The organism is Streptomyces sp. NPDC041124 (assembly GCF_055592385.1).
The window spans coordinates 38,990-65,984 of sequence record NZ_JBVIYR010000001.1 but is presented as its reverse complement, the minus strand read 5'-3'; the positions used below and the strand labels follow the sequence as shown (position 1 = coordinate 65,984).

The following is a 26,995-nucleotide window of genomic DNA, read 5'->3' as shown; positions in this document are numbered from 1 at the left end:
GGACGTCCGCTAGATCCCCAACTCTTGAGCCAGTACGGCCGCTTGCACCCGGCTGCGCAGCTCCAGCTTGCCCAGCAGCCGGCTGACGTGCGTCTTCACCGTCGCCTCGGCCATGCCGAGCCGCACCCCGATGTCGGCGTTGGACAGCCCCTCGCCGAGACACGACAGCACCTCGCGCTCGCGCCGTGTGAGGGAGTCCAGCACCGCCGGATTCCCCGTCACCTCACGCGTGGGCCCGGCGGCGAACTCGGCGATCAGCCGCCGGGTGACGGCCGGGGCCACGATGCCCTCGCCGGCCGCCACCGTGCGCACCGCCGTGATGAGGTCCTTCGCCTCCGTGTTCTTCAGCAGGAACCCGGCCGCGCCCGCCCGCAGCGCCCCGAACACGTACTCGTCGAGGTCGAACGTGGTCAGCACCAGGACGTCGGCGAGACCCTCGCCCACCACCTGCCGGGTCGCCGACACCCCGTCCAGGCGCGGCATCTGCACATCCATCAGCACCACGTCGGGGCGCAGTTCACGGGCCAGCGCCACCGCGCGCTCGCCGTCCTCCGCCTCGCCCACCACCTCGATGCCGGGCGCGTTGCGCAGGATCAGCACCAGTCCCGCGCGGACGGCGGACTGGTCCTCGGCGACCAGGACGCGGATCATCAGGTGTCTCCTTGGACGATGTCGGTGACGGGAAGGGTGGCGCGCACCACCCACAGCGTGCCCTCCGGGCCGGCCTCGAACGTGCCGTCGAGCAGGGCGGCCCGCTCCCGCATGCCGACGAGCCCGGCGCCCGAGCCCGGCGCGCGCGGGGCGTCCCGGTCGCCGTGCGGACTGCTTACCCGGATGTCGAGGGCGTCGGCCGGCCGGCGCAGGCACACGGTGACCCGGCCCGGCGCGGCGTGCTTCAGGGCGTTGGTCAGTGACTCCTGCACGATCCTGTACGCGGCCAGTTCGACCGGCGCGGGGACGTCGCTGTACGTGGCGTCGAGGGTGACGTCCAGTCCGTTGGCGCGGGCGTTGTCGACCAGGGTGCCCAGGCCGTCGAGCGTGGGGGTCGCCGCCGGTTCCCGGTCGTCCTCGCCGTCGCGGAGGATACCGATGAGCCGCCGCATCTCGGCCAGTCCCTGCACGCTGTTCTCCCGGATCACACCGAGCGCGTCCTTGGAGGTCGCGGGGTCGTCCAGGGAGAGGGCCGCCGTGGAGTGGATGGCGATCGCCGAGAGGTGGTTGGCGACCATGTCGTGCAACTCGCGTGCCATGCGCGCGCGTTCCGCGGTCACGGCCTGGACGCGGTCCATCTCTGCGAGCAGTGCGGTCTGTTCGGCCCGCAGCCGGGCGGCCTCGGCGGCGTCGCGGTGGTTGCGCACGATGAGGCCGGTCGACGCGGGCCCGAACGTCACGGCACCGACGACCAGCCCGAGGAGCAGCGCGTCCGGCACCTGCCACACGGCGTAGGGCACCAGGGTCGCGGCGATCGTGAGCACGCCGGTGATCCACGGCAGCCGGCGGGCGGTGCCGGGCGTGCCGTACACCACGGCGGCGTACATCAGGTCGGTGTACATCACGATCGAGGCGATGCTGCCCCGGGTCATGACGTCCGCGGCCAGTGCCAGCGTGCCGAGGGCCAGGGCGGTACGCGGGGTGGTGCGGCGCAGCAGCTCGCACCCGGCGAGCACGGCGAGCGGCACCAGGACCGGCCAGCGGCCGTCGAAGAGCACGAGCGGGTCGGTGCCGGGCCGGACACTGAGCCCGAAGCCCCACAGCAGCAGCCCGCCGGCGAGTCCGGCGAGCGCGACCCCCACGTCGAAGCGGGGCGGGCGGGGCAGTGGCAGGGCCATGGCACCATCCAACACCGTGCGCGCACCCGCCCGCCTGCTCCCCGCGGACGGTCCTGGACTGCATCTTTCGATGTACCGCGAGTTCATCGGCGGCGACGACGCCCCGGGCGGGTCCGGACGGGAGCCTGGAAGGGTGACCGAAAGGAGCGAACCGTGATCGTCGCCTTGATCGCCGCCTGCGAGATCGGCTTCTGGGTGCTGCTGGCCGCCGGACTGGCCTTCCGCTACCTGCTGAGGATGCCCCGCACCGGTCTGGCGCTGCTGCTGTGCGAGCCGCTGCTGGAAGTCCTGCTGCTGGTCGTCACCGCCCTGGACCTGAAGAACGGCGCGGAGCCGGACTGGACGCACGGACTGGCCGCGCTGTACATCGGCTACACGGTGGGCCACGGCCACCGCACGGTGAAGTGGCTCGACGGTCACGCAGCCCACCGTCTGGGCGGCGCGCCCCGTCCGCCAGGACCGGGGCACGGCACGGCCCGCGCCCGGCACGAGGCCAGGGTCTGGCTGGGCACGCTGGCGGGCGCCGCCGTGGCGACCGTGCTGCTCCAGCTGGCCATCTGGTACGTCGGCGACCCGGGCCGGGTCACCTCGCTGGAGGACTGGCGCTCGACCGCGTGGCAGATCACCGGCGTCCACGGCCTGGTGGCCGCGGCCTACTGGATCTGGCCGAAGAAGGCCCCGGCGGGCGAGCCCTCGGACGCCGGCGCCGACGGGGAGAGGGTCCGCCCATGAGGCGGGCGTCCCGGAACCTCCTCGCCGGCGCCGTCACCCTGGTCGCCGGACTGGGGCTGTGGCTGTTCGGCGGGGGAGCGGACCTGCCGTGGGTCGAGCCCGGCAAGGTGGGCGTGGTGATGATGTGCGCGGGCGGCGTCGAGCTGCTGCTGGGCCTTCGCCGGGCCGCGCGCGGCCCGGCACGGCCGCGGTAGGGCTCAGCGCTCCCCGCCCGGCACCCACAGCACGTCGCCGGTCTCCTTGTTGGCGATGCGGGCCAGGATGAACAGGAGGTCCGAGAGGCGGTTGAGGTAGGTGGCGGTGAGCGGGTTCATGGTCTCGCCGTGGGCCTCGAGGGCCGCCCAGGTGGAGCGCTCGGCCCGGCGTACGACCGTGCAGGCCTGGTGGAGCAGGGCCGCGCCCGCGCTGCCGCCGGGCAGGATGAAGGAGCGCAGCTTCTCCAGCCGCTCGTTGAAGAGGTCGCAGTCCGCCTCCAGCCGGTCGACGTAGAACTGCTCGACCCGCAGCGGCGGGTACTCGGGGTTCTCCACCACGGGCGTCGACAGGTCGGCGCCGACGTCGAACAGGTCGTTCTGGACGCGGGTGAGGACCGCGACGACCTCCTCGTCCAGGCCGCCCAGGGCGATCGCGGTGCCGATCACCGCGTTCGCCTCGTTGGAGTCGGCGTAGGCGGAGATCCGCAGATCGGTCTTGGCGACCCGGGACATGTCACCGAGGCTCGTGGTGCCCTTGTCGCCGGTCCGGGTGTAGATACGCGTCAGGTTGACCATGGGGCCAGCCTAGTTCGGGGCCCGCACGGCCGGACGGGCGCGTGCCGGTCGCCGTCGCCGGACGGTGGCACGGCGGGCGGTCGCGCGGCTGCGCGCGGCGCCCGCCGTACCCGTCGGGCGGTGGGTGTGCCGGAGGGCCGGGTCAGATCCCGCAGGTGGGAGCCGACCAGTACGGCGACGGGTCGTGGGCCACGTGGGTGTGGTCGTTGTGGCCGGGGTAGCCCGGGCCGAGGATCTCGGAGAAGCCGTGGACGCGGGACTGGCGGGCCAGGGTGCAGAAGCTGGGCGAGCCGACGAGGTCGGCGGCGTCGCCGTAGAGGTGACGGCTGGTCGACGAGCCGCCCACCGCGCGGTTGCAGGCGTACGAGCGGAAGCCGCTGGAGATGGTGATCGGCACGTCGCCGAGGGCGCGCCGCATCGCCTCCAGCTTCCACATGGTCTTCAGCGCGTTCGCCTTGGCGGTGGCTGCCGACACCGCGCCGCCCGACCAGTCGGAGTTGCACTTGTTGAGCTCGGCGTAGCTGAAGTGGACGGGCGTGCAGTCGGCGTCCTGGAGTGCGTAGATCTTGCTGAAGGTCGCGGGACCGGCGACGCCGTCGGCGGTCAGCCCGTAGGCCGCCTGGAACTTCTTGACGGCGGCGGTGGTGCGGGCGCCGTAGCTGCCGTCGTAGGAGAGCCGTTCGCCCGAGGTCACCCATCCGGCGACCCGGATCTGCAGCTGCGTCACATCGCTGCCGGAGGATCCCTGGGACAGGGTGCGGTTCCAGGTGTAGCAGCTGTCGGCGTGGGCCGGTCCGGCGGCGGCGCTCACGCCGAGGACCGTGCCAGCCATGACCATGACAATCGAGAGAAGGGCGCGTGTCACGCGTCTGAACATTCCGGACTCCCGGCCGAATCGCTGGAGGGGCTGCCCGGCCGCCCCGATGGCGGCCGTGCACCAGCGTGCGGCAGAGTGCTACGCGCGTCAACAACGCCGGTGTGAACATGCTGGGTTGACGGCCCGGAGGGAGGGTGGCCCAAGCCGCCCGTCGCGGGCGGCCGGGTTCCCCGCGCGGACCCGCGGGAGCGGGCGCGCCGGACGTGACCGGTGTCTCACCCCGTGAGACCGTGACACGCATTACTAACCCCTCACACGCCCCCTCGCGCCCGCTAATGTCCGCGAGTGACGTTCGGAAACAGTGTGTGAGCGTGTCGAATTCAAAGGGGAGTCGCACAGTGGCTGGGAAGCTCGCCGTCATCGGGGCCGGTCTCATGGGATCCGGTATCGCCCAGGTCTCCGCGCAGGCGGGCTGGGAGGTCGTCCTGCGCGACGTCACCGACGAGGCGCTCACGCGGGGTACCGACGGCATCAAGGCGTCGTACGACAAGTTCGTGAGCAAGGGCAAGCTGGAGGCGCACGACGCCGATGCGGCCCTCGCCCGGATCACCACGACCACCGACCTGGACGCCTGCGCGGACGCGGACGTCGTCGTCGAGGCCGTGTTCGAGAAGCTCGAGGTCAAGCACGAGATCTTCCGGGCGCTCGACAAGATCGTGCGCGAGGACACCGTCCTCGCCTCCAACACCTCCGCCATCCCGATCACCAAGATCGCGGCCGCGACGGAGCACCCCGAGCGGGTCGTCGGCGCCCACTTCTTCTCGCCGGTGCCGATGATGAAGCTGTGCGAGCTGGTCCGCGGCTACAAGACGAGCGACGAAACCCTCGCCAGGACGCGGGAGTTCGCCGAGTCGGTCGGCAAGACCTGCATCGTCGTCAACCGGGACGTCGCCGGCTTCGTCACCACCCGCCTCATCGCCGCCCTCGTCGTCGAGGCCGCCAAACTGTACGAGTCGGGCGTGGCGAGCGCCGAGGACATCGACCTCGCCTGCAAGCTGGGCTTCGGCCACGCCATGGGGCCGCTGGCCACCGCCGACCTCACCGGCGTCGACATCCTGCTGCACGCCACCGACAACATCTACACCGAGTCCCAGGACGAGAAGTTCGCCGCCCCCGAGCTGATGCGCCGGATGGTTGACGCCGGTGACATCGGGCGCAAGAGCGGGCAGGGCTTCTACGAGCACTGACACCGCGCACTCACCCCGGCGTGCGTCACACGCCGGGGTGAATTCGGTATCGGTTCGCTTACAGGTGGCAACCTCCGCGACCGCCACGCGGTCACAGGTTGCATCACCGGCCTTCGAAGAACAGACGGAGCACGAGACGGATCACGGGGAGCGCATATGCACATCAGGGGCGACCACGTCGAGCTGGTCGTCGGGGGCCGCCTCGACGTCCGCAGCGCGGCGGACGCCCGTACGGCCCTGCACTCGGCCGTCGACGACGGAGCCGGCGACCTGGTACTGGACCTGTCCGAACTGGACTCCTGGGACGCCACCGGACTCGGCGTGATCATGGGAGCCCACCGACGGGCCGGCCGGGCCGGCCGGCGCCTGGTGCTGCGCGACGTACCGCCGCAGATGCAGCGCCTGTTGGTGGCCACCCGGCTGCACCGCATCCTGGCGATCGAAGGGGGCATCGGGGTGGACACGCTGCCCCGTGTGTGAGGCCACCCGGCCGCACGACGGACGTCCCGCGGACCCGGGCCGGCCCCGGTGACCGGCGCGACCAGCGCGACCAGCGCACAATCCTCACGAGACTGTGACGTCTCGGACCCCGCGGTACCCCGGACTGTCGTAGATACTGGGCGAAGGTTTAGGGTTCGGCTGCCCGCTGCCTTGCAACCCTCGAGCGGGCCCGGACCAGAAGCGACAGCGCGGTGTGCAGCGAGGCCGGGGAGGGCTTCAGCCACGACGCTTTTGGGGGGCTAGGACCTATGGACCCGAACAACCCGGGACCCGATGAGTACGGCCACGACGATGAGGGCGCTTCCCGGGGCGCGCCGCGTCAGCGCCCTCCCCGGGAATCCCTCACCTCCGACTTCGGACAGCACGCGCCCGCGCTCGCCCGCACGGTGCAACTGGTCTCCGGCGACTTCCTGCTGACCGTCAACCCCGTCGACGGCAGCGAGATCGAGCCCTGCCCGCCCGCCGAACGGCCGGGCAGCCCCGCCAAGCTCACCGAGGCCGAACGCGCCGAGGTCGAGCGTGCCGCCAGGCCGCCCGTCCCGCCGGGGCCCGCGCAGCCGTCGCTGCCGCTGCTGGCCCGCCAGGACGAACGCGAGAAGCTGGTCCGGCTGCTCGCCCGCGGCCGGTCCGTACGCCTCACCGGCCCCGGCGGCTCCGGCCGCACCCGGCTGCTCGACATCGTCGCCGAGGACTGCGCCGACCTCGCGCCCGACGGCGTGGTCCGGCTGAACGGCCTGCACCGCTCCGCCGACGACCTGCTGTACGACCTCTTCTACGCCGTCCACGACGCCCCCCTGCACCGCCCCGAGCGGGACCGGCTCGTCGAGCACGTCCGCGAGATCGGTGCCGTCGTCGTCCTGGACGACCTCGAACTCGGCGGAGCCGCGCTCGACGGACTGCTGGACGCCACCCCCGAGTGCGCCTTCCTGTTCGGCGCCGCCCCCGAGGTGCCCGAGCCGTCCGCCGACGCGGGCGTCGAGGAGGTCGTCCTCGCCGGCCTCGACCGCGCGGCCGGACTCGACCTGCTCGAACACGCCGTCGGCCGCCGCCTCACCGAGGACGAGTCCAACTGGGCCGGGGACCTCTGGTTCGAGTCCGAGGGACTGCCGCTGCGCTTCGTCCAGGCCGGCGCCCTCCTGCGGCAGCGCGACCGGCTGCGGGCCGGCACCAGCGCCGTCGACGAGTTCGGCGTCTTCGAGGACGTACGGCCCGACGAGTCCCCCTACGACCCCGCCGACGGCGACGGCGACGACGTACCGCTGCCCTCGCTCGGCGAGGCCGCCGCACCCGCCCCGCTGCTCGCCTCCCGGCTCAGCGGCTCGGCCCGCGCCACCCTGCGGTTCGCCGTCGCGCTCGGCGGCGAGGTGCCCCACCAGGCGCATCTGCCCGCCCTGGTGGGCGACACCCACGCCGACGCCGCCCTCGGCGAGCTCGCCGCCTGCGGGCTGGTCTCCCCGGCCGGCTCCCGCTACCGGCTCGCCGCCGGGGTGCAGGCCCAGCTCGAGGCCGCCGGGTACGCCGACGACGCCGAGGACCAGGTCCGCGTCGCCGCCCAGCACTACGCCTGGTGGACCGGGCACCCCTCGGTCACCCCGGAACGCGTGTGCGCGGAGGCGGACGCGGTCCTCACCGCGCTCGCCGCGCTGTCGCCGCTCACCTCGGCCACCACCGAGGGCGAGCCCAGCACCGCCGTGCAGCTCGCCCGCACCGCCGCCCCCGCCCTCGCCTCCGGGCTGCACTGGAGCGCCTGGGAACGGGCGCTGCGGGCCGGCGCGGAGGCCGCCCGGCTCGCCGGTGACGTGGGCGAGCAGGCCTACTTCCACCACGAGCTGGGCATCCACGCGCTGTGCGCCGGACAGCTCGACCGGGCGCGCGCCGAACTGGAGGCGTCCATCGGGCTGCGCGGCGCCCTCGCCGACAAGCGCGGCACCGTGGCCGGGCGCCGGGCCCTGGCCCTGGTCGCCGACCGCTCCGGCACCCCGCTGGCGATCGCGCCGACCGCGGGCGAGGAGGTGCCCGAGGCCCACTTCGAGGAGTCGGCCCCGCCGCCGCGCGCGGTACCCACGGCCTTCCCGCAACTCCAGCCGCCCGCCGACACCGACCTGGTCATCAGCCGCACGGTGCCCGCGCCGGCCGCACCGCCGGGCAAGGCAGGCGTGGGACTGCGTGGCCTGGCCAGGCGCAATCTGGTCGCGGCCGGCGCGGGCGCCCTGCTCGTCGCCGTGCTGGGCACGGTGGTCACCCTCGGCGCCACGTCCGAGAACGATGCCGGCACACCGTCGGAGAACGTCGGCGTCAACCCGTCCGCCAGCCAGGGCGTCGACGACGGCAGCCTCGGCGCCGACCCGGCGGCCGGGGGCGACGGCGACACCGGCGACGCCACCAGCCGGCCGGTCGACCCCGGCCCGGACGGCACCCCGGGGACCTCGGACGACCCGACGCCGACGGCGGACGAGTCGGACGAGCCGTCGGACGACGCCGGCACGACCACCGAGCCCGGCGATCCGACGCAGTCGGCGTCGCAGTCCCCGTCGAGGACGACGTCGCCCAAGCCGCCCGGCAGCACGTCCCCCAAGCCGTCCGACACGAAGACCGAGGAGCCGACGGACCCGGGGACCGAGCAGCCCACGGATCCCGGGACCACGGACCCGGCCGAACCCACCACCCCGGAGGAGCCGACCACCAGCGACTCCGCCAGCGGGCCGGTCTCCTCCGGCCCCGTGGAGACGAGCGCCTCCGCCGGCGACCCGGGGAGCAGCGACCCGGGCACGCCCGGCGCGGAGACGGTGATCTGACCGCTCGCCGACACGAGTGAGGGCCGGATTCCGCGACGGGATCCGGCCCTTGGTCCTGAGCGGCGGCCCGCCCCTCAGAACAGGCGCAGTTTGTCGTCCTCGATGCCGCGCAGCGCGTCGTAGTCGAGGACCTGGCAGCCGATGCCCCGGTCGGTCGCGAGGACCCGTGCCTGCGGCTTGATCTCCTGAGCGGCGAAGACGCCGCGCACCGGGGCGAGATGGGGGTCGCGGTTCAGCAGTTCCAGGTAGCGCGTGAGCTGCTCCACGCCGTCGATCTCGCCGCGCCGCTTGATCTCCACCGCGACGGTCCGCCCCTCGGCGTCCCGGCACAGGATGTCGACCGGCCCGATCGCCGTCATGTACTCGCGGCGGATGAGGGTGTAGCCCTCGCCGAGGGTCTCGATACGGTCGGCGAGCAGTTCCTGCAGGTGTGCTTCCACGCCGTCCTTGATCAGGCCCGGATCGACGCCCAGTTCGTGCGAGGAGTCGTGGAGGATCTCCTCCATCGTGATGATGAGCTTCTCGCCGGCCTTGTTGACGACGGTCCAGACGCCCTCCTCCTCGCCCGTCCCCTCCTTCAGCGCACAGGGCGGCGACATCCAGTTCAGGGGCTTGTAGGCCCGGTCGTCGGCGTGGATCGAGACGCTGCCGTCGGCCTTGACGAGGATCAGACGGGGTGCCGACGGCAGGTGCGCGGTGAGCCGCCCGGCGTAGTCCACGGAGCAGCGGGCAATGACGAGACGCATGGTCGGCAACGCTACTCGACCGGCCGGGGTGGACGCGATTCGCCCTCACTGCGGCCCCCGGCGCCCCACGGGGCACGTCCTGTATCTCCTGGAAAACGCGTGTTCGGCGATGGCCGGATACCGGCCCACAGGAAGTGCCGCATCCGCGCATTCTCCTGGTGCCGTCACCGTCCGTTGCTTACGGTATTGAACGGGAGGTCGCGAACCGTGTACGCAGCGTGCTCGATTCCGTGCGCTCCCTTATCTGTCAGGCAACCCCTGCTCGTCGGGGGTGCGAGAGGAGAACCCATGTCGCTCGACGTCTCACCGGCCCTACTCGAACAGGCCGAGCGAGGCGAGGTCGACGAAGCAGACTTCGTCGACTGCGTCCGGACCTCCCTGCCCTACGCGTGGGAGATGATCAGCTCCCTGGTGGCCCAGCTGAAGGTGGACGGCGGACCCTTCGCCGACAACCAGACGCCCCCGCCGGACGAGCAGGCACGCGGTCAGCTGCTGCGTGCGCTCGCGAGTGACGCGATACGCGGCGCGCTGCAACGGCACTTCGGTGTACGGCTGGCCTTCCAGAACTGCCACCGGGTGGCTGTGTTCCCGCTTGACTCCTCGGTCGACGAGACGCTGGCCCGTTTCACCTCGGTGCGCAACCAGTTGCTGAACCAGTCGCCGGAACTGCGCGACTGCTGACGCGTCATCGACAGCTTGCCGCTCCGTGTGCGGGAGGTGCGGTGGTACCGGGGCGGCAAGCCACCGTGATCCGAACGACGGGACCCCCGGGGCCCCGTGGCTCTAGGAGAGCCGGGGGAGAACCTCGGCGCCGAGCCGCCGTACGTTCTCCTCGGTGGCCGCCAGATCGCCGGAACCCTCGACGAGCAGGGCGAAGCGGGAGATGCCGGTGCGCTCACTGGTTGCGGCGAGCCGGTCGGCGCACAGCCGTGGGGTGCCCACCGGGTGAAGCCCGCAGAGCAGTTCGGTGTACGCCAGCGGATCGCGCATCTGCCGCTGCCGCCCGTCCACCGTGACATGGGCCTGAAGCCCCTGCTTCAGCCAGCCCGGCATCGCCTTCATGAGGACTTCCGCCGCGTCCGTGCGCCGGTCCGCGATCTGGCACACACCGGCCGAGACATGGGCGGCGCGGTGGACCTCCCCGGCCGGGCGGCCGCTCGCGCGCGCGTGGCTGCGCCACAGGGCGACCATCTCGGCCTTCTCCTCGTCCCCGATGTGCATGCCGAGCAGCATCGGCAGCCCGCGCTCGGCGGCCAGCCGTACGCTCGCCGGGGACGTGCAGGCGACCACGACCTCCGGGCCCTCGGTCTCGGTCAGGGACTCCGACGGGCGCGGCACGACGGGCACTTCACGGAAGCGGTACCGTCCGCCGTCCGCGCCGACGGACGGCTCGCGCAGCCAGCGCACCAGCAGATCGAGTGATTCCGGGAAGCCCTTCTCGTACGCCTCCAGGCCGGCCCCGAACACCTCCAGGTCCACCCACGGCCCGCCGCGCCCGACCCCCAGCGAGAACCGGCCGCCGCTCGTGACGTGCAGCAGCGCGGCCTGTTCGCCGAGGGCGACGGGGTGGACGGTGGGCAGCACGCTGACCGCCGTGCCGACGCGCAGCCGGCGGGTGCGGCCGAGCAGCAGCGCGGCCAGGGTGACGGCCGACGGGCAGGTGCCGTAGGGCACGAAGTGGTGCTCGGCCAGCCAGACCGTGTCGAGGCCCGCCTCCTCGGACACCTCGGCCGAGCGGACCGCGCGGTGCAGCGCCTCCCCCTCGCCCTGCCCGGGGAACTGGGCGGCCAACACGAAACTTCCAACGCGCATTGCTTTCCTGCTTCCTTGGCTCCGACACGGAGCTCCCCCGCAGGGCATAACCGCCCGACACGTGCCGAGGACACGGCCGGGCGAGCAATGAGCGGATTGTCTGCAGAATGGCGCGCTGCCGGGAACCACCGCGTCGCCGCGGAGGGGACTTGTGGCGATTGGTTCCGTACGCGTGCCCCTGCCCGTGCCGCGTAGGCTGGACGCGGCCCCAGCATCCTGTATAGCCCCGTGAGGTGTCCTGTGTCCCCGCGTCGCAACCGACCGAAGGGAGCCGTTTCGTCCGGCCGGAGCGCCGAGGACGACCGTTCCGGGCGCTACGGCGGGTGGCAGGCCACGGAGAGCTGGCGGGGCGAGGAGTGGAGCGTACGGCACGTGGCGGGGGCCAGCGCCCAGGGCAAGGCCTACCGCTGCCCGGGCTGCGACCAGTTGATCCCCGACGGGGTGCCGCACCTGGTGGCCTGGCCGGAGCACGCGGGAGTCGACGACCGCCGGCACTGGCACAAGGCGTGCTGGAACGCGAAGGACCGCCGCACCACGCGGGTGCGGCGGTCCCGTAACGCGCCGAAGTTCTGAAAGGCCCCGGGACGGGCTAGACGTCCCGGCTCTCCAGCAGCGCGAAGGCGCCGCCGATCGCGGCGCCGGTGGCGACCAGCATGATCCAGAGCGGGTCCCAGCCCGACGGGCCCGACTCGCTCAGGGAGTTGGCGTAGAAGATGCTCATCTGGTTCGGGATGGAGTACTCGAACAGCGCCTGCTGAACGTCCCGGAGCGAGGACGAGAACATGAACAGCGCGATCACCAGCGGGGCGAGCACGGCGCCGATCATGATGGTGATGGCGCCCGCCGAGTGCCGGATGATCGACCCGATGGCCAGCGACAGCGTGCCGAGCAGCGCCACGTAGAGCGAGACGCCGACCGTGCCCTTCAGCCACTCCTCGCCGGAGGGGGCCTTGGCGTTGTGCTCCTCCAGCAACGACACGTGCAGCAGGCCGATCAGCGCGGCGCACACCAGGGTCACGACGAAGGCCAGCAGGAAGAACACCAGGGCCTTCGCCAGCAGCACCCGTCCACGCGTGGGACAGGCGACCATCGTGGTGCGGATCATGCCGGTGCCGTACTCCGAGGCGGTGGTCAGCACGCCCAGCGTGATGACGCACATGCCGCCCAGCAGCAGCCCGAAGAAGCCGAGGGACAGCGGGCTCTCGCCCCCCAGGTCGGGATCGGAGCTCGCGACCACCACACCGGCCAGCAGGCCGATGCCGATCACCAGCAGCACGAACACGCCCAGCGTCCACATCGTGGAGCGCACGGACTTGATCTTCGTCCACTCGGAGGCGATCGCGTGCCCGAGGTGCGTGCGCACCACCGGGATCGGCGAGGTGTAGCCGGGATAGGGGTGGCCGGGGGCCGCCTGCCATTCGGGTGCGGCGTTCTGCGGCATCGGGGGCGGGGGCGTGCTCATCGGGCGTCCTCGGGCTTGGTCAGGTCGGCGGCGGGAGCGGGCGGGGGAGCGGCGGCCTCAGGTGCGGCCGGAGCCGGGGGCACCTGCGGGGCCGGCTGCGCGTACGGGTTGGCGGCAGGGGCACCCGGAGCCGCCCCGGGGGCGCCGTAGGGGCCGCCCGCGGGAGCCTGCCCCGGCGGGCCCTGCGGCGGCGCGAAGGGCTGCCCGCCCTGCGGCGGCGGGGGCGCGTACCAGCCGGGCTGGCCCTGGCCCGGAACCGGCGCCGGCGGCTGCGCGCCGGGCGGCAGCTGCTGCTGGAGCCCTTCCTTCTGGTCGATGGTCGAGCGGTAGTCGACGGCGCCCTGCGTCATCCGCATGTAGGCCTCCTCCAGCGAGGCCTGGTGCGGCGACAGCTCCCACAGCCGTACGTCGTTGTCGTGGGCGATGTCGCTGATGCGCGGCAGCGGCAGTCCGGTCACCCGCAGCCCGCCGTCCTGCTCAGGCAGCACATGGCCGCCCGCCTCGGTGATCGCGGAGGACAGCTTCTCCCGCTGCTGCGGTTCGGTGTCCGGGGTGCGCACGCGCGCGAAGCCGGCGGAGTTGGCGGAGATGAAGTCCTTTACGCTCATGTCGGCCATCAGCTGCCCGCGGCCGATCACGATGAGGTGGTCGGCGGTCAGCGCCATCTCGCTCATCAGGTGGGAGGAGACGAAGACCGTGCGGCCCTCCGCGGCGAGCGACTTCATCAGGTTGCGGACCCAGAGGATGCCCTCGGGGTCGAGACCGTTGACGGGCTCGTCGAAGAGCAGCACCTGGGGGTCGCCGAGCAGCGCGGCGGCGATGCCGAGCCGCTGGCCCATGCCGAGGGAGAAGCCCTTGGACCGTCTGCGCGCCACGTCGTGCAGACCCACCACGCCCAGCACCTCGTCCACGCGCCGGGCCGGGATGCCCGACAGCTGGGCCAGGCTCAGCAGGTGGTTGCGGGCGCTGCGGCCCCCGTGCACCGCCTTGGCGTCCAGCAGTGCGCCGACCTGACGGGGCGCGTTGGGCAGCTTCCGGTACGGGAAGCCGCCGATCGTGACCCGGCCGGCGCTCGGGTTGTCCAGACCGAGGATCATCCGCATGGTCGTCGACTTGCCCGAGCCGTTCGGGCCCAGGAACCCGGTGACGGCGCCGGGGCGCACCTGGAAGGAAAGGTTGTACACAGCGGTCTTGTCGCCGTACCGCTTGGTCAGGCCGACTGCCTCGATCATGCTCCGCACCCATCGAAAGGTTCAGGACAGCGGGGCACACGCCCCCGTAAGGGTTAGGAGGATATCGGGGCGCTGACGGTTCCGCCCAAGGCCGGGTAAAATCCGGCCCCGGGCGGCCGCTCACTGGGCGTCGCGCCGCTTCAGCAGCACGTAGCCGCCGGCCAGCGCGGCGATCACCCACAGCACCATGATCCCCAGGCCGCCCCAGGGCCCGTAGGGGGTGTCGTCGTCGACGGGCGTGACCACCTGCATGATCTTGCTGCCGGCCTGGTCGGGCAGGAACCGGCCGACCTTCTTCGTGGCGTCCACGTTGCCGAGGATGTTGGAGATCAGGAAGAAGAACGGCATCAGGATGCCCAGCGACAGCATCGGCGAGCGCAGCATCACGGCGACTCCCATGGAGAACAGCGCGATCAGCGTCATGTAGAGGCCGCCGCCGATGACCGCGCGCAGCACACCGGGGTCGTCGAGGGACGCCTTGTGCTCGCCGAGCATCGCCTGGCCCAGGAAGAAGGCGGCGAAGCTGGTGGCCATGGCGACGACGAGGGCGAGCGCGGTGGCCACCGCGAGCTTGCTGAACAGGAAGGTGCCGCGCTGCGGCACGGCGGCCAGCGAGGCGCGGATCATGCCGGTGCTGTACTCGTTCGACACCACGAGCACCCCGAACACGATCATGGCGAGCTGACCGAGACTCATCCCCGCGAAACTGATGAAGGTCGGGTCGAAGGAGAGCCGGTCCCGTTCGCTCAGCGAGTCGAACTCGGCCTTCGACAGCGCCGAGATCAGCATCCCGAGCGCGATGGTGACGACCACCGCCAGGGAGAGCGTCCACACCGTGGACGCCACCGACCGGATCTTGGTCCACTCCGACCGTACGACCTGCGTCACCGCCATGCTCAGCCCTTCTTCCAGCCCTCGCCCCACGCTCGCGGGGGCAGGGGAGTGCCGGAGTGGGAGTGGTACTCCACCGACTCCGCGGTCAACCGCATGAACGCCTCCTCCAGGGAGGCCTGCTGCGGGCTCAGCTCGTGCAGCACGATCTCGTTCCGGGCCGCCAGCTCCCCGATCCGCTCGGCCTGGGAACCGTCCACCTCCAGCGCCCCGTCGCCGCTGACGACCGCGGTGACACCGGCCCGGTGCAGCGAGTCCAGCAGGCGCTCGCGCTGCGGGCTGCGCACCCGGACCCAGGAGCGCGAGTTGCGCTCGATGAACTCGGCCATCGAGGTGTCGGCGAGCAGCCTGCCCTGGCCGATCACGACCAGGTGGTCGGCGGTCAGCGCCATCTCGCTCATCAGGTGGGACGAGACGAAGACCGTACGGCCCTGGGCGGCGAGCGACTTCATCAGCGTGCGGATCCAGTGGATGCCCTCGGGGTCGAGCCCGTTGACCGGCTCGTCGAACATCAGGATCCGCGGGTCGCCCAGCAGCGCGGCGGCGATGCCGAGCCGCTGGCCCATGCCGAGCGAGAACCCCTTGGCCTTCTTCCGCGCCACCGCCGTCAGCCCGACCGCGTCCAGCACCTCGTGCACCCGACGCGGCGGGATGCCGTTGCTCTGGGCGAGGCACAGCAGGTGGTTGTGGGCGCTGCGGCCCGGGTGCATCGCCTTCGCCTCGAGCAGGGCACCGATGCGGGTCAGCGGCTCCCTGAGGCGGTGGTAGTGCGTGCCGTCGATCCGCACGTCCCCGGCGGTCGGGTGGTCCAGGCCCAGGATCATCCGCATGGTCGTCGACTTGCCGGCGCCGTTCGGACCGAGGAAGCCGGTGACGATGCCCGGCCGGACGGTGAAGGTCAGACCGTCGACCGCCACCTTCTCGCCGTACCGCTTGGTCAGCCCCTCGAGCTCGATCATGCGGCCACGCTAGAACGGGACAAAGCCCCCTGCCACCTCAGTGACAGAGGGCTTCGCCGCTGCGTGGCCGCCGTGCGGCGCGGGTGTTACCGGGACTGCTGGGCCGGAACCCCGCGGGAGATCGGCTCGTCCTCGGCGGCCGGCGCGCCGGTCGCGGCCACCGCCGCACCCGTGAGCGTCGCCAGCATCTCGCGGACGTTGGTGAGCTGGGCGTTGATGGAGTCGCGGCGGTTGGTCAGCGCCGCGAGCTCGCGCTCGGACTCCGAACGGATGCGGTCCGCCTTGGCGTTGGCGTCGGCCACGATGTCCTCGGCCTGGCGCTGCGCGGTCTCCACCGTCTGGCGGGCGCGGCGCTCGGCGTCGGTGCGCAGCTTCTCGGCCTCCAGGCGCAGCTGCTCCGCGCGGTGCTCGATCTCCGCGAGGCGCTTCTCGGCCTTGGCCTGACGCGAGGCCAGGTCGCGCTCCGACTGCTCACGCCGCTTGGCGAGGTTCGTCTCGAAGTCGGCGGCGGCCTGCGCGGCCTTGGCGCGGGTCTCCTCGAAGAGGGCGTCCGCCTCCTCGCGCTTGGACTGCGCGTCCTTCTGCGCCTCGGAACGCAGCTGGGACGCCTCGCCCTTGGCCTTCTCGACGATCCGGACGCCCTCGTCCTCGGCCTTCGCCTTGCGCTCGGAGGCGTACGACTCGGCGTCGTTGCGCACCTGCTGGGCGGCCGACTCGGCGAGCTCGCGGTGCTGCTCCGCCGCGCGCCGGGCCTCCTCGCGCAGGTCCTTCGCCTCCTCCTCGGCGAGGCGGAGGATCTTCTCCACACGCGCGCCGAGACCCGCGTACGACGGCTCGGCGTCGTTGACCTGGGCCTGGGCGTTCTGCGTCTCGAGGTGGAGCTCCTCGATGCGCTTTTCCAGAGCGGTGATGCGGGCGAGAGCGCTGTCACGGTCGGAGAGAACCTTGGAAATGTACTCGTCCACCTGAGCGCGGTCGTACCCACGCCGCACATGCTCGAAGCCGTAGGGGGAAGTGTCGCTCATGGGGTTCCTGTCGAAAGAGACCGGGTGAGGTGATAGAGGGAATCCTAGGCGCCAATGCGGTGTGTCATCGAGCGGATGCACGTTTGATATGCAGAATGACACCCCTTTTGGGTGGCGCGCCGCTGGAAGGCTTGCCAAAGCCGTGGTCAAAGCCCCCACCGTACAGAGGATTTCGCCCGCTTTGCTAGCTATCGGATGACTTGCCACCCGTACGGGTAGCCCCTGCCGAAGCCCCCGCCTTGACCCCGTTCTCCTTGCCGCCCATCGGTGCCTCCAGGGACCCCAGCGCCTCCAGGACGTCCTGCACGCGGGAGATCTCCGCGTTGATGTCCTCCCGGCGCCGCACGAGCACCTCCAGCTCGCGCTTGCCCTCCTCGACCGTGCGCCGCGCCTCGCGGACCGCCTCGGCCTTCAGCTCCTCGGCCTCCCTGACCAGCGTGGCCTTCTTCTGCTCCGCCTCCTTCAGCAGACCCTCGGCCTTCTTCACCGCGGCGATGCGCACCTTGCCCGCCTCGGAGTTCGCCTCGGAGACGATCTCCTTGGCCTTCGCCTCCGCCTTGGCCAGCTGCTCCTCGGCCGCCTTGATGAGCGCGTCGCAGCGGTCACCCGTGGACTTCATCGTGTCCGCCGCCTCACGGCGGGCCCGCTCGTGCAGCTCCTCGATCTCGCCGGTGAGGCGGTCGCGCAGCTCCTCGGCGCGCTCCCTGACCTGCGTCGCGTCCCGGCGCGCACCGATCAGCAGCTCGTCCGCGTCCCTACGGGCCTTCTCCACCAGCGAGTTGCCGTCGACGCGCGCCTCGGCCAACAGCCGCTCCGCCTCCGTGCGGGCCGCACCGACCATCGTGTCCGCCTGCGACTCCGCGTCCGCGGTCGCCTTCTGGGCCTGCTGCTGCGCCTCGGTGAGCAGCTTGTCCGCCTCGGCGGTGGTCTCCGTGATGAGCGTGTCGACCTGCTCCGCCGCCTCCGAGCGGCGCTTGTTGGCCTCCTTGCGGGCCTCGTCCAGCGTCCGCTCGGCCTCCTCGCGGGCGGTGGACACCATCCGCTCGGCCTGCGACTCCGTGTCCGACCTGACCCGCTCGGCCTCCTGCCGGATCCGCTCCGCGTGCTGCTGCGCCGACCCGACCGCCTCCGCGGCCTCGGCCCGCAGCCGCTCGGCGTCACCGGTGGCGTCCGCGATCAGCTTCTCGGCCTTGGCGACCGAATCCGACCGCACCCGCTCGGCCTCGGCGACCGTCTCGGTGCGCAGCCGGTCGGTCTCCGTGATGGTGTCCTCGGTGAGCCGCTCGGCCTCGGCGCGCGCCTCCGTGATGAGGGTGTCCGCCTGCGTCGCCGCGTCCGAACGGATCCGGTTGGCGTCCTCCCGGGCGTCCGCCCGGGTGCGCGCGGCGGCCTGCTCGGCCTCCGCGATCGCGTCGGAGGCCTCCGTGCGCAGCCGCTGGGCGTGCTCGGACACCTCCGCGCGGATCCGCTCGGCCTCCGTGATCGCCTCGGACACGGTGCGCTCGGCCAGCGTCCTGGCGGCCTCCGTCTCCTCGTGCGCCTCGCGCCGCAGCCGGCCCGCGTCCTCGCTCGCCCGCTCCCGCTCCGCGTAGGCGTCGCCGCGGACCCGGTCCGCCTCCTCCTCCGCCTCACGGCGCGTACGCTCCGCCGCGTGGTCGGCGGCGGACCGCAGCCCGGCGATCTCCTCCTGCGCCTGCTCGTGCAGGCCCGCGACGGACTCCCGCACCTGCTGCGCGTGCTGCTCGGCCGCCGACACCATCTCCGTGGCGCGCCGGTCCGCCTCCTCGACCAGCCGTACGGCCTCGGCCTGCGCCTCCTCGACGCGCGTGCGCGCCGATGCCAGCAGCTCCTCGCTCTGCTCGCGGGCCCGCTGACGCTCCTGGTCGGCCTCCTGCCGGGCCGCGCCGAGGAGTTCCTCGGCCTCGCGGCGGCGCCGGGCGGCCTCCTCCTGCGCGGCGGCCAGCGCCTCGGACGCCTCCGCACCGATCCGCTCGGCGGCGGCCTGCGCCTCCGCCCGCATCCGGTCGGCGCTGTCCTGCGCCTCCGCCTTCAGCCGCTCCGCCTCGGCCGCGGCCTCCGACCGCAGCCGCACGGCGACGGACTCGCCCTCCGCGCGGGACGCCGACGCGTCCGCGGCGGCCTCGTCCCGCAGCCGCTCGGCCTCGGCCTCCGCCTGCTGCCGCAGCGTACGGATCCGCTCGGCGGCCTCGGTGCGCAGCCGCTCGCCCTCCTCGGACGCCTCCCGGCGGATCCGGGCGGCCTCCTCGCGCGCCTCGCCGAGCGCCCGCTCGGCGGAGGCGAGCCGCTCCTCGGCCTCCGCGTGCAGCCGCGTCAGTTCCGCGGCCGCCTCCGCGCGGCGGTCCTCGACGGCACGCTCGGCCTCCTCGCGCAGCTCGCGCGCGGCCCGCTCGGCGTCCTCCTTGAGCGCGTCCGCCTGCTCGACGGCCTCCGCGCGGTGCCGCTCGGCCTCCTTGCGGGTGCGCTCCAGCGTCTCCTCGGCCTGCCGGCGCAGCGTCGTGGCCCGCTCGATGGCCTCCGTGCGGACCTTCTCGCTGTCCGTCTGCGCGGTGGAGCGCAGTTCGTCGGCGTCCGCCTTCGCCTTGGCGAGCAGCTCCTCGGCGGACTTCGCCGCCTCCTCGATCTGCGCCACGGCCTCCTTGCGGGCCTCCGCGCGGATCTTCTCGCCCTCGGCGACCGCGTCGGCGCGCAGCTGCTCCGCCTCGCCGCGCAGCCGGCGCGCCTCCTCCTGGAGCTCGACGGTCTTGGCGCGGTACTCCTTGGTGTCGTCCTTCGCCGCGCCCTTGAGCTGCGCGGCGATGTCGTGCGCCTCCGCGCGCAGCCGGTCCGCCTCCGCCTCGGCCTCCCGGCGGATCCGCTCGGCCTCCTCGGCCGCCGCCTTCGTGGTCTGCTTGGCATCCTCGGACGCCTTGTTGAGCACCTCCTCGGCGGTCCTGGCCGCCTTGGAGAGCTGGGTGGCGGACTCCTCCGCGGTGAGCGTGCGGGCCTTCTCTGCGGCCTCGGCGACGATCTTCTCGGCCTCCGCGCGGGCGTCGGCGACCAACTGCTCGGCGTCCGCCTTGGTGGTCTCCGCCTCCTTGGTGGCCTCGCTGACCAGCCGCGCCACCTGCTCCTTGGCGGTGCGCGTGCGGGTCTCGTTGGCGGACTCGGCGGAGGCGATGGCCTTGGCGGCGGCCTCCTTCGCCTCGGCGAGCACCTTCTCCGCCTCGGAGCGCGCCTCGCGCAGCGAGGTCTCGGCCTGTGCCATGCGCTGCTCGGCCGCCTTGGCGAGCTCCTGGGCCTCGCGGCGCGCCGACTCCGACTCGGTCGCCGTGGACGTCCGCAGCTGCTCGGCGTGGTCGGTGGCCTCCTGCGCCTGCGTGGACGCGGCGGTCAGCAGCCGCTCGGCGTCCGCGCGGGCCCGGCGCAGCAGCTGCTCGGCCTCCGCGCGGGCCGACTCGGCCTCGCTCTGCAGCCGCTGACGGGCCTCCGACGTCAGCCGTTCGGCCTCCGCGCGGGCGGCGGCCAGGGCCTGCTCCCGCTCCGCGCGGGTCTCCTCCAGGAGCCGGCGGGCCTGCTCCTCGGTGCGGGCCCGCAGCTGCTCCGCCCACGACACGTTCTCGTTGACGTGCGACTCGACGGTCTGCCGGCGCTCCGCCAGCTCCTGGTCGAGCTGCTGGCGCCGGGTCACCGCCTCCTGGTGCAACTCCGCCTGGAGCCGGGCCGCCTGCTCTGCGTGCTCCTGCAGGATCCGCTGGGTCTGCGCCCGGGCCTGGCTCAGCTCCCGCTCGGCGTCCGCGCGCAGCTGGTCGGCCTGCATCTGCGCGCTGCGCAGCATCTGCTCGGCCTGGTAGCCGATGTCACCGCCGTCGTAGGCGGGCCGGGACATGATGGTGCGCCGCGCCTCGTGCAGCTTGGCGCGCAGCACCTCGACCTGGTAGCCGAGGTCCTCGGCGTGCTGGATCGCCTTTTCCCGCTCGGTCTTCAGCCGCTTCATCTCGGCTTCGAACCGAGAGAGGTGGTCGACGTCAGCCGCCGGCTCTCGCTCCTGGCTCTCGTAGCCCCGCACTGCGCGGTCCCATCCGTCCCCTGGTCGCAAGTCTGGCCGAGCTCCGTCCAACCGCCGAACGGGGCCCCCGGGGAATGGTGTCAGATCAACGGCGGAGCATGGGCCGCTGCCCCGCGCTCGCCCCCCGAAAACCGGACCCCGGCGATCCCGTCGCCAAAGACGACGGGAAGGTCGCCACGGATCGAGCGGCGACCGGACCCAACCCTACCGGCCCCTATGTACGTGGGTCAGTGCTCGGACGACTCAACAGGCGCCGAAGTGACCAGTTCTGTCAGTACGCCATGGCAGTCCTTGGGGTGCAGGAAGGTGATCCGTGACCCCATGGAGCCGCGCCGGGGCTCTTCGTACAGAACGCGTACGCCCTTGTCCTTGATGTCGGCCGCGTCCGTGTCCACATCCGCCGTACCGAAAGCGATGTGGTGGACGCCCTCGCCGTTCTTCGCCAGCCACTTGGCGACGGTGGAGTCCTCCCGGGTCGGTTCGAGGAGCTGCAGGTAGGAGGCGCCGCCGTCCGAGGTGCCGTTGATCTTGAGCATGGCCTCGCGCACGCCCTGTTCCTCGTTGACCTCGGAGTGGAACACCTCGAAGCCGTACGTGGCCCGGTAGAACTCCACCGTCCTGTCCAGGTCGAAACAGGCGATCCCGATGTGGTCGATTCGCGTCAGCATGGATTCAGTGGAGCGCCCACCGGGCGGTTACGCAACGTGCGCGCGATCACACCGAAAGGCCGATGACGGGGTCCACCGCACGTCAGTACATTCGAAGTAAACCCTCGTTCACTCCTCGGCTGTGCAGCCGGAAGGGGATCGCAGCTCATGTCTTCCGAAACTTCCGCATCATCCGCAACGAACGGCACGACCTCCGTCATCGTCGCGGGCGCCCGCACCCCCATGGGTCGGCTGCTCGGCTCGCTGAAGTCCTTCTCCGGAGCCGACCTCGGCGGCTTCGCGATCAAGGCCGCCCTCGACCGTGCGGGGATCGGCGGCGACCAGGTCCAGTACGTGATCATGGGCCAGGTGCTCCAGGCCGGGGCGGGGCAGATCCCGGCCCGCCAGGCCGCCGTCAAGGCCGGCATCCCGATGAACGTCCCGGCGCTCACCATCAACAAGGTGTGCCTGTCCGGCCTCGACGCGATCGCGCTGGCCGACCAGCTGATCCGCGCCGGCGAGTTCGACGTGGTCGTCGCCGGCGGCCAGGAGTCCATGACCAACGCCCCCCACCTGCTGCCGAAGTCCCGTGAGGGATACAAGTACGGCGCGGTGCAGGTGCTCGACGCCATGGCGCACGACGGTCTGACCGACTCCTTCGAGAACATCGCGATGGGCGAGTCGACCGAGAAGCACAACACGCGTCTCGGCATCGCCCGCCCCGAGCAGGACGAGATCGCCGCCCTGTCCCACCAGCGCGCCGCCGCCGCGCAGAAGAACGGCATCTACGAGGCCGAGATCACCCCGGTCGAGATCCCGCAGCGCAAGGGCGACCCGGTCCTGTTCAGCAAGGACGAGGGCATCCGCGGCGACACCACCGCCGAGTCCCTCGGCAGACTGCGTCCCGCCTTCGCCAAGGACGGCACCATCACCGCCGGCTCCTCCTCGCAGATCTCCGACGGTGCGGCGGCCGTGGTCGTGATGAGCAAGGCCAAGGCGCAGGAGCTGGGCCTGGACTGGATCGCCGAGATCGGCGCCCACGGCAACGTGGCAGGGCCCGACAACTCGCTCCAGTCGCAGCCGTCCAACGCGATCCGGCACGCGCTGAAGAAGGAGGGCCTGGAGGTCTCCGACCTCGACCTCATCGAGATCAACGAGGCCTTCGCCGCGGTCGCCGTCCAGTCAATGAAGGACCTCGGCGTTTCCACCGAAAAGGTGAACGTCAACGGTGGTGCCATCGCCCTCGGTCACCCGATCGGGATGTCCGGCGCGCGGTTGGTGCTGCACCTGGCGCTGGAGCTGAAGCGGCGCGGCGGCGGTGTCGGCGCGGCGGCGCTGTGCGGCGGTGGCGGCCAGGGTGACGCGCTGATCGTGCGGGTGCCCAGGGCCTGAGCCGGGCCTTCCCGCGGTGTGCTGAATTCCCTCTCGTGAACGGAGCTGTGATGCAGGACGTCTCCTCGCTGGTCGCCCAGGCCAGGGAAGGCAGGCCACGGGCCGTGGCCCGGCTGATCTCCCTGGTGGAGGGGGCGTCCCCGCAGCTCAGGGAGGTGATGGCGGCCCTGGCGCCGCTCACCGGGAACGCGTACGTGGTCGGCCTCACCGGCTCTCCGGGCGTCGGCAAGTCCACCTCGACCTCGGCCCTGGTGACCGCGTACCGCAAGCAGGACAAGCGGGTCGGTGTCCTGGCCGTCGACCCGTCCTCCCCCTTCTCCGGGGGCGCCCTGCTCGGCGACCGCGTCCGGATGTCGGACCACGCCTCAGACCCGGGCGTGTACATCCGCTCCATGGCCACCCGCGGCCACCTGGGCGGTCTCGCCTGGGCCGCCCCCCAGGCCATCCGCGTCCTGGACGCGGCCGGCTGCGACGTGATCCTCGTCGAGACGGTGGGCGTGGGCCAGTCGGAGGTGGAGATCGCCTCCCAGGCCGACACCTCCGTGGTGCTGCTGGCCCCCGGCATGGGGGACGGCATCCAGGCCGCCAAGGCCGGGATCCTGGAGATCGGCGACGTCTACGTCGTCAACAAGGCCGACCGTGACGGCGCCGACGCCACCGCCCGGGAGCTGAACCACATGCTCGGCCTCGGCGAGTCCCGGGCCCCGGGCGACTGGCGCCCCCCGATCGTCAAGACGGTCGCCGCCCGCCAGGAGGGCGTCGACGAGGTGGTCGAGGCCCTGGAGAAGCACCGGGCCTGGATGGAGGAGCGCGGAGTCCTGACGGAACGCCGGACGGCCCGCGCCTCCCGCGAGGTCGAGACCATCGCCGTCACCGCCCTGCGCGAACGCATCGGCGACCTCCACGGCGACCGCCGGCTGGGCGCCCTCGCGGAACGCATCATCGCCGGCGAGCTCGACCCGTACCGGGCGGCGGACGAACTGGTGGCGGGGCTGACACAGGGCTGACCCCGCAGTGGTCAGAGACCGTCGGGCAGGAGGCGGAAGGCGGGTGCCGAGACGCGGGGTACGTGGAACGCGGGCGGCGGCGCCGGGCGGCCGGTGGCCGGCCGTTCCGCGCTCAGTCGTCGTCGGAGCCGTTCCGGTCGGCGGTGACCTTGCCGTTCTCGGGGTCCACCCGCCAGTCCCTGTCGTCGTCGCCGGAGCCGGCGCCCGTCTCGGCCTCCCAGCCGCGGTCGTCGTCGTCCAGCTCCACCGACGTCACGACGCCCTTGGCGGCCGCCGCCTTCGCGGCCTGCCCGGCGGTCACCGACGCGCCCTTCAGCGCGGCCCGCACCTCGCCGGCGTCGTCCTCGTCGTCCTTCTCGGCGCCCAGCACCTTGCCGGTGCCCGGGTCGACGCGCACGCTGCGCCAGTCGTCGCCCTTGCCGAGGACGTCGACCTCCCAGGCGCCGTCGTCCAGCTCGGCGGAGACGGCCGTGCCCGGCGTGTGCCGCAGCGCGGCGGCGATGGCGTCGGCGGCGGTCACGCCGCCGGAGGTGCCGCGGTCGTCCCGGTCGTCGTCACGTCCGTCGTCGTCGCGGTCGTCGCTGCGGCTGTCGTCACGGTCGTCGTCCGGTGCGTCGCCGGCTCCCGCCCGCTGCTCCGTCTGCGCCACCGCCGAAGGCCCGCCGTCGTCGTCCCCCGAGACCGCGATCGCCGTCGCCGTGCCCCCGCCGACCAGAGCCGCTGCCGTGACGACCGCGATCACGATGTTGCGCTTCATGTCTGTTCCTCCCGAGTCGCTGCGTTTCGCGCTGTACGGCATCAATCTCGCCGACCGACGCTGAGAGGAACCTGAAGCCGCCTGAAGTGATCTTCAGGTTCGCTTTGCGACCCTTGGCCCATGCGCCCGCCCGTCTCCCACCACCACCCTGCCGGAGGCGCTTCGCGCCGCCCCTTTCGACTCCTGATCGTGGAGGACGAGAAACGCCTCGCCCTCTCCCTCGCCAAGGGGCTGACCGCCGAGGGCTACGCCGTGGACGTCGTCCACGACGGCCGGGAGGGCCTGCACCGGGCCACGGAGGGCACGTACGACCTCCTGATCCTCGACATCATGCTGCCCGGGCTGAACGGCTACCGCGTCTGCGCCGCCCTGCGTGCCGCCGGACACGACGTGCCGATCCTGATGCTCACCGCGAAGGACGGCGAGTACGACGAGGCCGAGGGCCTGGACACGGGTGCCGACGACTACCTCACCAAGCCGTTCTCGTACGTCGTCCTCGTCGCCCGGATCAAGGCGCTGCTGCGCCGCCGGGCGGCCACCGGGGCCTGTCCGGTCCACGTGCACGGTGACCTCAAGGTGGACACCGCCGCCCGCCGGGTGTTCCTCGGCGAGGAGGAGGTGACGCTGACCGCCAAGGAGTTCTCGGTGCTGGAGCAGCTGGTGCTGCGGGCCGGAGAGGTGGTCTCCAAGGCCGACATCCTGGAGCACGTCTGGGACTTCGCCTACGAGGGCGACCCCAACATCGTCGAGGTCTACATCAGCGCCCTGCGCCGCAAACTGCGCGCCGGACTCATCCGTACGGTGCGCGGCGCCGGTTACCGGCTGGAGACCGCGCCGTGAGCCGCCTGTTCGGCTCGGTCCGCGCGCGGGCGACGCTCGGTGCCACCCTCGTCGTCGCGGTGGCCCTGGTCGCGGCCGGCACCGCCGTCCTGATGTCCCTGCGCTCCAACCTGATCGGTGAGGCGGGCACCCAGGCGGAGCAGTCCGCGCGGGCGGTCGCCGGCGAGCTCGCCGCCCGGACGCCGTACGACCAGCTCTCCGGGCTGGACGGCGACGACAGGCCGGTGCAGGTCGTCGACGAGGACGGCACGCTCGTCGCGGCCTCCGAGGACCTGCAACGGATCGCGGGCACGTCGACGACCGAGGTGACGCCACGCCCGTCGGCACCCGGTGACGACGATGACGACGAGCCCCATGACCCCGACGACCCCGACGACCCCGACGAGGGTTCCGGTGACTCCGACGACGACTTGGGAGCTTCCCTGGCCCCCGGCGAGATCGGCAGCGGGACGACCTTCGGCAACGGCTCGGCGACGATCGACGGCGACGCCGAGGACTACCGGTTCGCCTCCGTGGACGTGGGGGCCGCCGACGGGGGCCGGCTGACGGTCACCGCGGGTGCCCCGCTCGCCGCCGAGCACAGTGCGGTGGACACCACGCTGACCGGCATGCTCATCGGTCTGCCGCTGCTGCTCGGCGTCGTCGCCGGGGTGACCTGGCTGGTCACCGGCCGGGCCCTGCGTCCGGTGGAGGGCATCCGCCGGGAGATGGCCGCGATCACCGCCTCCGAGGACCTCACCCGCCGTGTCCCCGAACCGGCGACGCACGACGAGATCGCCCGCCTGGCCAGCACCACCAACGAGACCCTGGCCGCCCTGGAGGCGGCCGTGGAACGGCAGCGGCGGTTCGTCGCCGACGCCTCCCACGAACTGCGCAGCCCCATCGCCTCCCTGCGCACCCAGCTGGAGGTGGCCGCCGCCCACCCCGAGCTCCTCGACCTGGACGGCGCGGTGGAGGACACCGTGCGGCTCCAGCACCTCGCCGCCGATCTGCTGCTGCTCGCCCGGCTGGACGCGGGGGAGCGGCCCGCCGACGCCCGGGTCGACCTGGCGGCGCTGGCCCGCGAGGAGGCCGCGGGGCGTACCGGGGTGACGGTGGACGCGGAACCCGCGGAGGTCGCGGGCTCCCGCGGGCAGCTCGGACGTGTCCTCGCCAACCTGCTGGACAACGCCGGGCGGCACGCCCGTGAGCGGGTCACCGTGACCGTGCGGCGGGAGGGCGCCCTGGCGGTGGTGGCGGTGGCCGACGACGGCGAGGGCGTGGCCGAGGCCGACCGGGAGCGGATCTTCGAGCGGTTCGTACGGCTGGACGCGGCCCGCAGCCGCGACGACGGCGGCGCCGGTCTGGGCCTCGCGATCGCGAGGGACGTCGCCGTACGGCACGGAGGGACGCTCACGGCGGGCACGGCGCCCGCAGGCGGAGCCCTGTTCGAACTCCGCCTGCCGCTCTCCGGCTGATGCCGAAGCGG

25 protein-coding genes are annotated in these 26,995 nt (G+C 72.6%); 11 read left to right on the top strand and 14 right to left on the bottom strand.

The genetic code is table 11. The features are described 5' to 3' along the window. Nucleotides 1-9: 9 nt before the first annotated feature. Nucleotides 10-651 carry a response regulator gene (locus tag ACZ6A9_RS00320; RefSeq protein WP_468975771.1) on the bottom strand — a complete coding sequence of 214 codons (642 nt, stop codon included), beginning with the start codon at nt 649-651 and terminating at the stop codon, nt 10-12. Beyond that, entirely contained in the window at nt 651-1,829 is a 1,179-nt protein-coding gene (locus ACZ6A9_RS00315) for a sensor histidine kinase (protein ID WP_468975768.1), read from the bottom strand. The genes ACZ6A9_RS00320 and ACZ6A9_RS00315 overlap by 1 nt, the downstream gene beginning before the upstream one ends. A 153-nt stretch (nt 1,830-1,982) precedes the next feature. Between ACZ6A9_RS00315 and ACZ6A9_RS00310 the strand changes: the two genes are divergently transcribed. Together ACZ6A9_RS00310 and ACZ6A9_RS00305 are read left to right on the top strand one after the other, a co-directional pair. After that, nucleotides 1,983-2,561, top strand: a complete 579-nt coding sequence (locus ACZ6A9_RS00310; RefSeq protein WP_468975765.1) for a hypothetical protein — start codon at nt 1,983-1,985, stop codon at nt 2,559-2,561. Beyond that, nucleotides 2,558-2,755: a DUF5708 family protein gene (locus tag ACZ6A9_RS00305; RefSeq protein ID WP_468975762.1), complete on the top strand. Its 198-nt coding sequence runs from the start codon at nt 2,558-2,560 to the stop codon at nt 2,753-2,755. The genes ACZ6A9_RS00310 and ACZ6A9_RS00305 overlap by 4 nt, the downstream gene beginning before the upstream one ends. 3 nt (nt 2,756-2,758) lie before the next feature. Here the strand turns inward: ACZ6A9_RS00305 and ACZ6A9_RS00300 are convergent, their stop codons facing one another. Both ACZ6A9_RS00300 and ACZ6A9_RS00295 read right to left on the bottom strand, forming a co-directional pair. After that, nucleotides 2,759-3,331 carry a cob(I)yrinic acid a,c-diamide adenosyltransferase gene (locus tag ACZ6A9_RS00300; RefSeq protein WP_468975760.1) on the bottom strand — a complete coding sequence of 191 codons (573 nt, stop codon included), beginning with the start codon at nt 3,329-3,331 and terminating at the stop codon, nt 2,759-2,761. Between the two features lie 142 nt (nt 3,332-3,473). Beyond that, nucleotides 3,474-4,208 (bottom strand): D-Ala-D-Ala carboxypeptidase family metallohydrolase, encoded by a 735-nt coding sequence (locus ACZ6A9_RS00295; protein WP_468975757.1) that lies wholly within the window; start codon nt 4,206-4,208, stop codon nt 3,474-3,476. 338 nt (nt 4,209-4,546) lie between these two features. Here ACZ6A9_RS00295 and ACZ6A9_RS00290 point away from each other — a divergent pair, with 338 nt between their 5' ends. From ACZ6A9_RS00290 to ACZ6A9_RS00280, 3 genes are all read left to right on the top strand, one after another. Then, nucleotides 4,547-5,395: a 3-hydroxyacyl-CoA dehydrogenase family protein gene (locus ACZ6A9_RS00290; protein ID WP_437047439.1), complete on the top strand. Its 849-nt coding sequence runs from the start codon at nt 4,547-4,549 to the stop codon at nt 5,393-5,395. Between the two features lie 156 nt (nt 5,396-5,551). After that, a complete protein-coding gene (locus ACZ6A9_RS00285; protein ID WP_468975755.1) occupies nt 5,552-5,875 on the top strand; it encodes an STAS domain-containing protein in 324 nt (107 codons plus the stop codon). A gap of 269 nt (nt 5,876-6,144) precedes the next feature. After that, nucleotides 6,145-8,691, top strand: coding sequence for an ATP-binding protein (locus tag ACZ6A9_RS00280; RefSeq protein ID WP_468975753.1), 2,547 nt, complete (start codon nt 6,145-6,147; stop codon nt 8,689-8,691). A gap of 74 nt (nt 8,692-8,765) precedes the next feature. Here ACZ6A9_RS00280 and nucS read toward each other — a convergent pair whose 3' ends face one another. Then, a complete protein-coding gene (gene nucS / locus ACZ6A9_RS00275; RefSeq protein WP_189559168.1) occupies nt 8,766-9,437 on the bottom strand; it encodes an endonuclease NucS in 672 nt (223 codons plus the stop codon). Between the two features lie 288 nt (nt 9,438-9,725). On the opposite strand from nucS, the gene ACZ6A9_RS00270 reads away from it, so the two are divergent. Beyond that, entirely contained in the window at nt 9,726-10,118 is a 393-nt protein-coding gene (locus ACZ6A9_RS00270) for an SCO5389 family protein (RefSeq protein WP_468975750.1), read from the top strand. Nucleotides 10,119-10,220: 102 nt separating this feature from the next. On the opposite strand, the gene ACZ6A9_RS00265 is transcribed toward ACZ6A9_RS00270, so the two are convergent. After that, nucleotides 10,221-11,249: an LLM class flavin-dependent oxidoreductase gene (locus tag ACZ6A9_RS00265; RefSeq protein WP_468975748.1), complete on the bottom strand. Its 1,029-nt coding sequence runs from the start codon at nt 11,247-11,249 to the stop codon at nt 10,221-10,223. 240 nt (nt 11,250-11,489) lie between these two features. On the opposite strand from ACZ6A9_RS00265, the gene ACZ6A9_RS00260 reads away from it, so the two are divergent. Continuing rightward, a complete protein-coding gene (locus ACZ6A9_RS00260) occupies nt 11,490-11,822 on the top strand; it encodes an ATP/GTP-binding protein (RefSeq protein WP_468975745.1) in 333 nt (110 codons plus the stop codon). Between the two features lie 16 nt (nt 11,823-11,838). Here ACZ6A9_RS00260 and ACZ6A9_RS00255 read toward each other — a convergent pair whose 3' ends face one another. From ACZ6A9_RS00255 to mce, 7 genes are all read right to left on the bottom strand, one after another. Next, the gene (locus ACZ6A9_RS00255; RefSeq protein WP_468975743.1) at nt 11,839-12,711 is read right to left on the bottom strand and encodes an ABC transporter permease; all 873 of its coding nucleotides are present in this window, start codon (nt 12,709-12,711) and stop codon (nt 11,839-11,841) included. Beyond that, nucleotides 12,708-13,943: an ABC transporter ATP-binding protein gene (locus tag ACZ6A9_RS00250; protein ID WP_468975740.1), complete on the bottom strand. Its 1,236-nt coding sequence runs from the start codon at nt 13,941-13,943 to the stop codon at nt 12,708-12,710. The genes ACZ6A9_RS00255 and ACZ6A9_RS00250 overlap by 4 nt, the downstream gene beginning before the upstream one ends. 120 nt (nt 13,944-14,063) lie before the next feature. Further along, nucleotides 14,064-14,837: an ABC transporter permease gene (locus ACZ6A9_RS00245; protein ID WP_468975738.1), complete on the bottom strand. Its 774-nt coding sequence runs from the start codon at nt 14,835-14,837 to the stop codon at nt 14,064-14,066. Nucleotides 14,838-14,839: 2 nt separating this feature from the next. Beyond that, nucleotides 14,840-15,793, bottom strand: coding sequence for an ABC transporter ATP-binding protein (locus tag ACZ6A9_RS00240; protein ID WP_468975736.1), 954 nt, complete (start codon nt 15,791-15,793; stop codon nt 14,840-14,842). Nucleotides 15,794-15,879: 86 nt separating this feature from the next. Further along, nucleotides 15,880-16,818, bottom strand: a complete 939-nt coding sequence (locus ACZ6A9_RS00235; protein ID WP_468975733.1) for a cellulose-binding protein — start codon at nt 16,816-16,818, stop codon at nt 15,880-15,882. A gap of 184 nt (nt 16,819-17,002) precedes the next feature. Next, nucleotides 17,003-20,884, bottom strand: coding sequence for a polarized growth protein Scy (gene scy / locus ACZ6A9_RS00230; protein ID WP_468975730.1), 3,882 nt, complete (start codon nt 20,882-20,884; stop codon nt 17,003-17,005). A 227-nt stretch (nt 20,885-21,111) separates the two neighbouring features. Further along, nucleotides 21,112-21,552, bottom strand: a complete 441-nt coding sequence (gene mce, locus ACZ6A9_RS00225; RefSeq protein ID WP_468975728.1) for a methylmalonyl-CoA epimerase — start codon at nt 21,550-21,552, stop codon at nt 21,112-21,114. Nucleotides 21,553-21,699: 147 nt separating this feature from the next. Between mce and ACZ6A9_RS00220 the strand changes: the two genes are divergently transcribed. Then, a complete protein-coding gene (locus tag ACZ6A9_RS00220) occupies nt 21,700-22,923 on the top strand; it encodes an acetyl-CoA C-acetyltransferase (RefSeq protein WP_468975726.1) in 1,224 nt (407 codons plus the stop codon). 50 nt (nt 22,924-22,973) lie between these two features. Further along, nucleotides 22,974-23,930 carry a methylmalonyl Co-A mutase-associated GTPase MeaB gene (meaB, locus tag ACZ6A9_RS00215; RefSeq protein WP_468975723.1) on the top strand — a complete coding sequence of 319 codons (957 nt, stop codon included), beginning with the start codon at nt 22,974-22,976 and terminating at the stop codon, nt 23,928-23,930. 112 nt (nt 23,931-24,042) lie between these two features. Here meaB and ACZ6A9_RS00210 read toward each other — a convergent pair whose 3' ends face one another. Continuing rightward, entirely contained in the window at nt 24,043-24,687 is a 645-nt protein-coding gene (locus ACZ6A9_RS00210; protein WP_468975720.1) for a PepSY domain-containing protein, read from the bottom strand. A gap of 120 nt (nt 24,688-24,807) precedes the next feature. On the opposite strand from ACZ6A9_RS00210, the gene ACZ6A9_RS00205 reads away from it, so the two are divergent. Then, nucleotides 24,808-25,527: a response regulator transcription factor gene (locus ACZ6A9_RS00205; RefSeq protein ID WP_468975718.1), complete on the top strand. Its 720-nt coding sequence runs from the start codon at nt 24,808-24,810 to the stop codon at nt 25,525-25,527. Further along, nucleotides 25,524-26,984, top strand: a complete 1,461-nt coding sequence (locus ACZ6A9_RS00200) for a sensor histidine kinase (protein ID WP_468975716.1) — start codon at nt 25,524-25,526, stop codon at nt 26,982-26,984. Before ACZ6A9_RS00205 ends, ACZ6A9_RS00200 begins: the two co-directional genes overlap by 4 nt. Nucleotides 26,985-26,995: the final 11 nt, after the last annotated feature.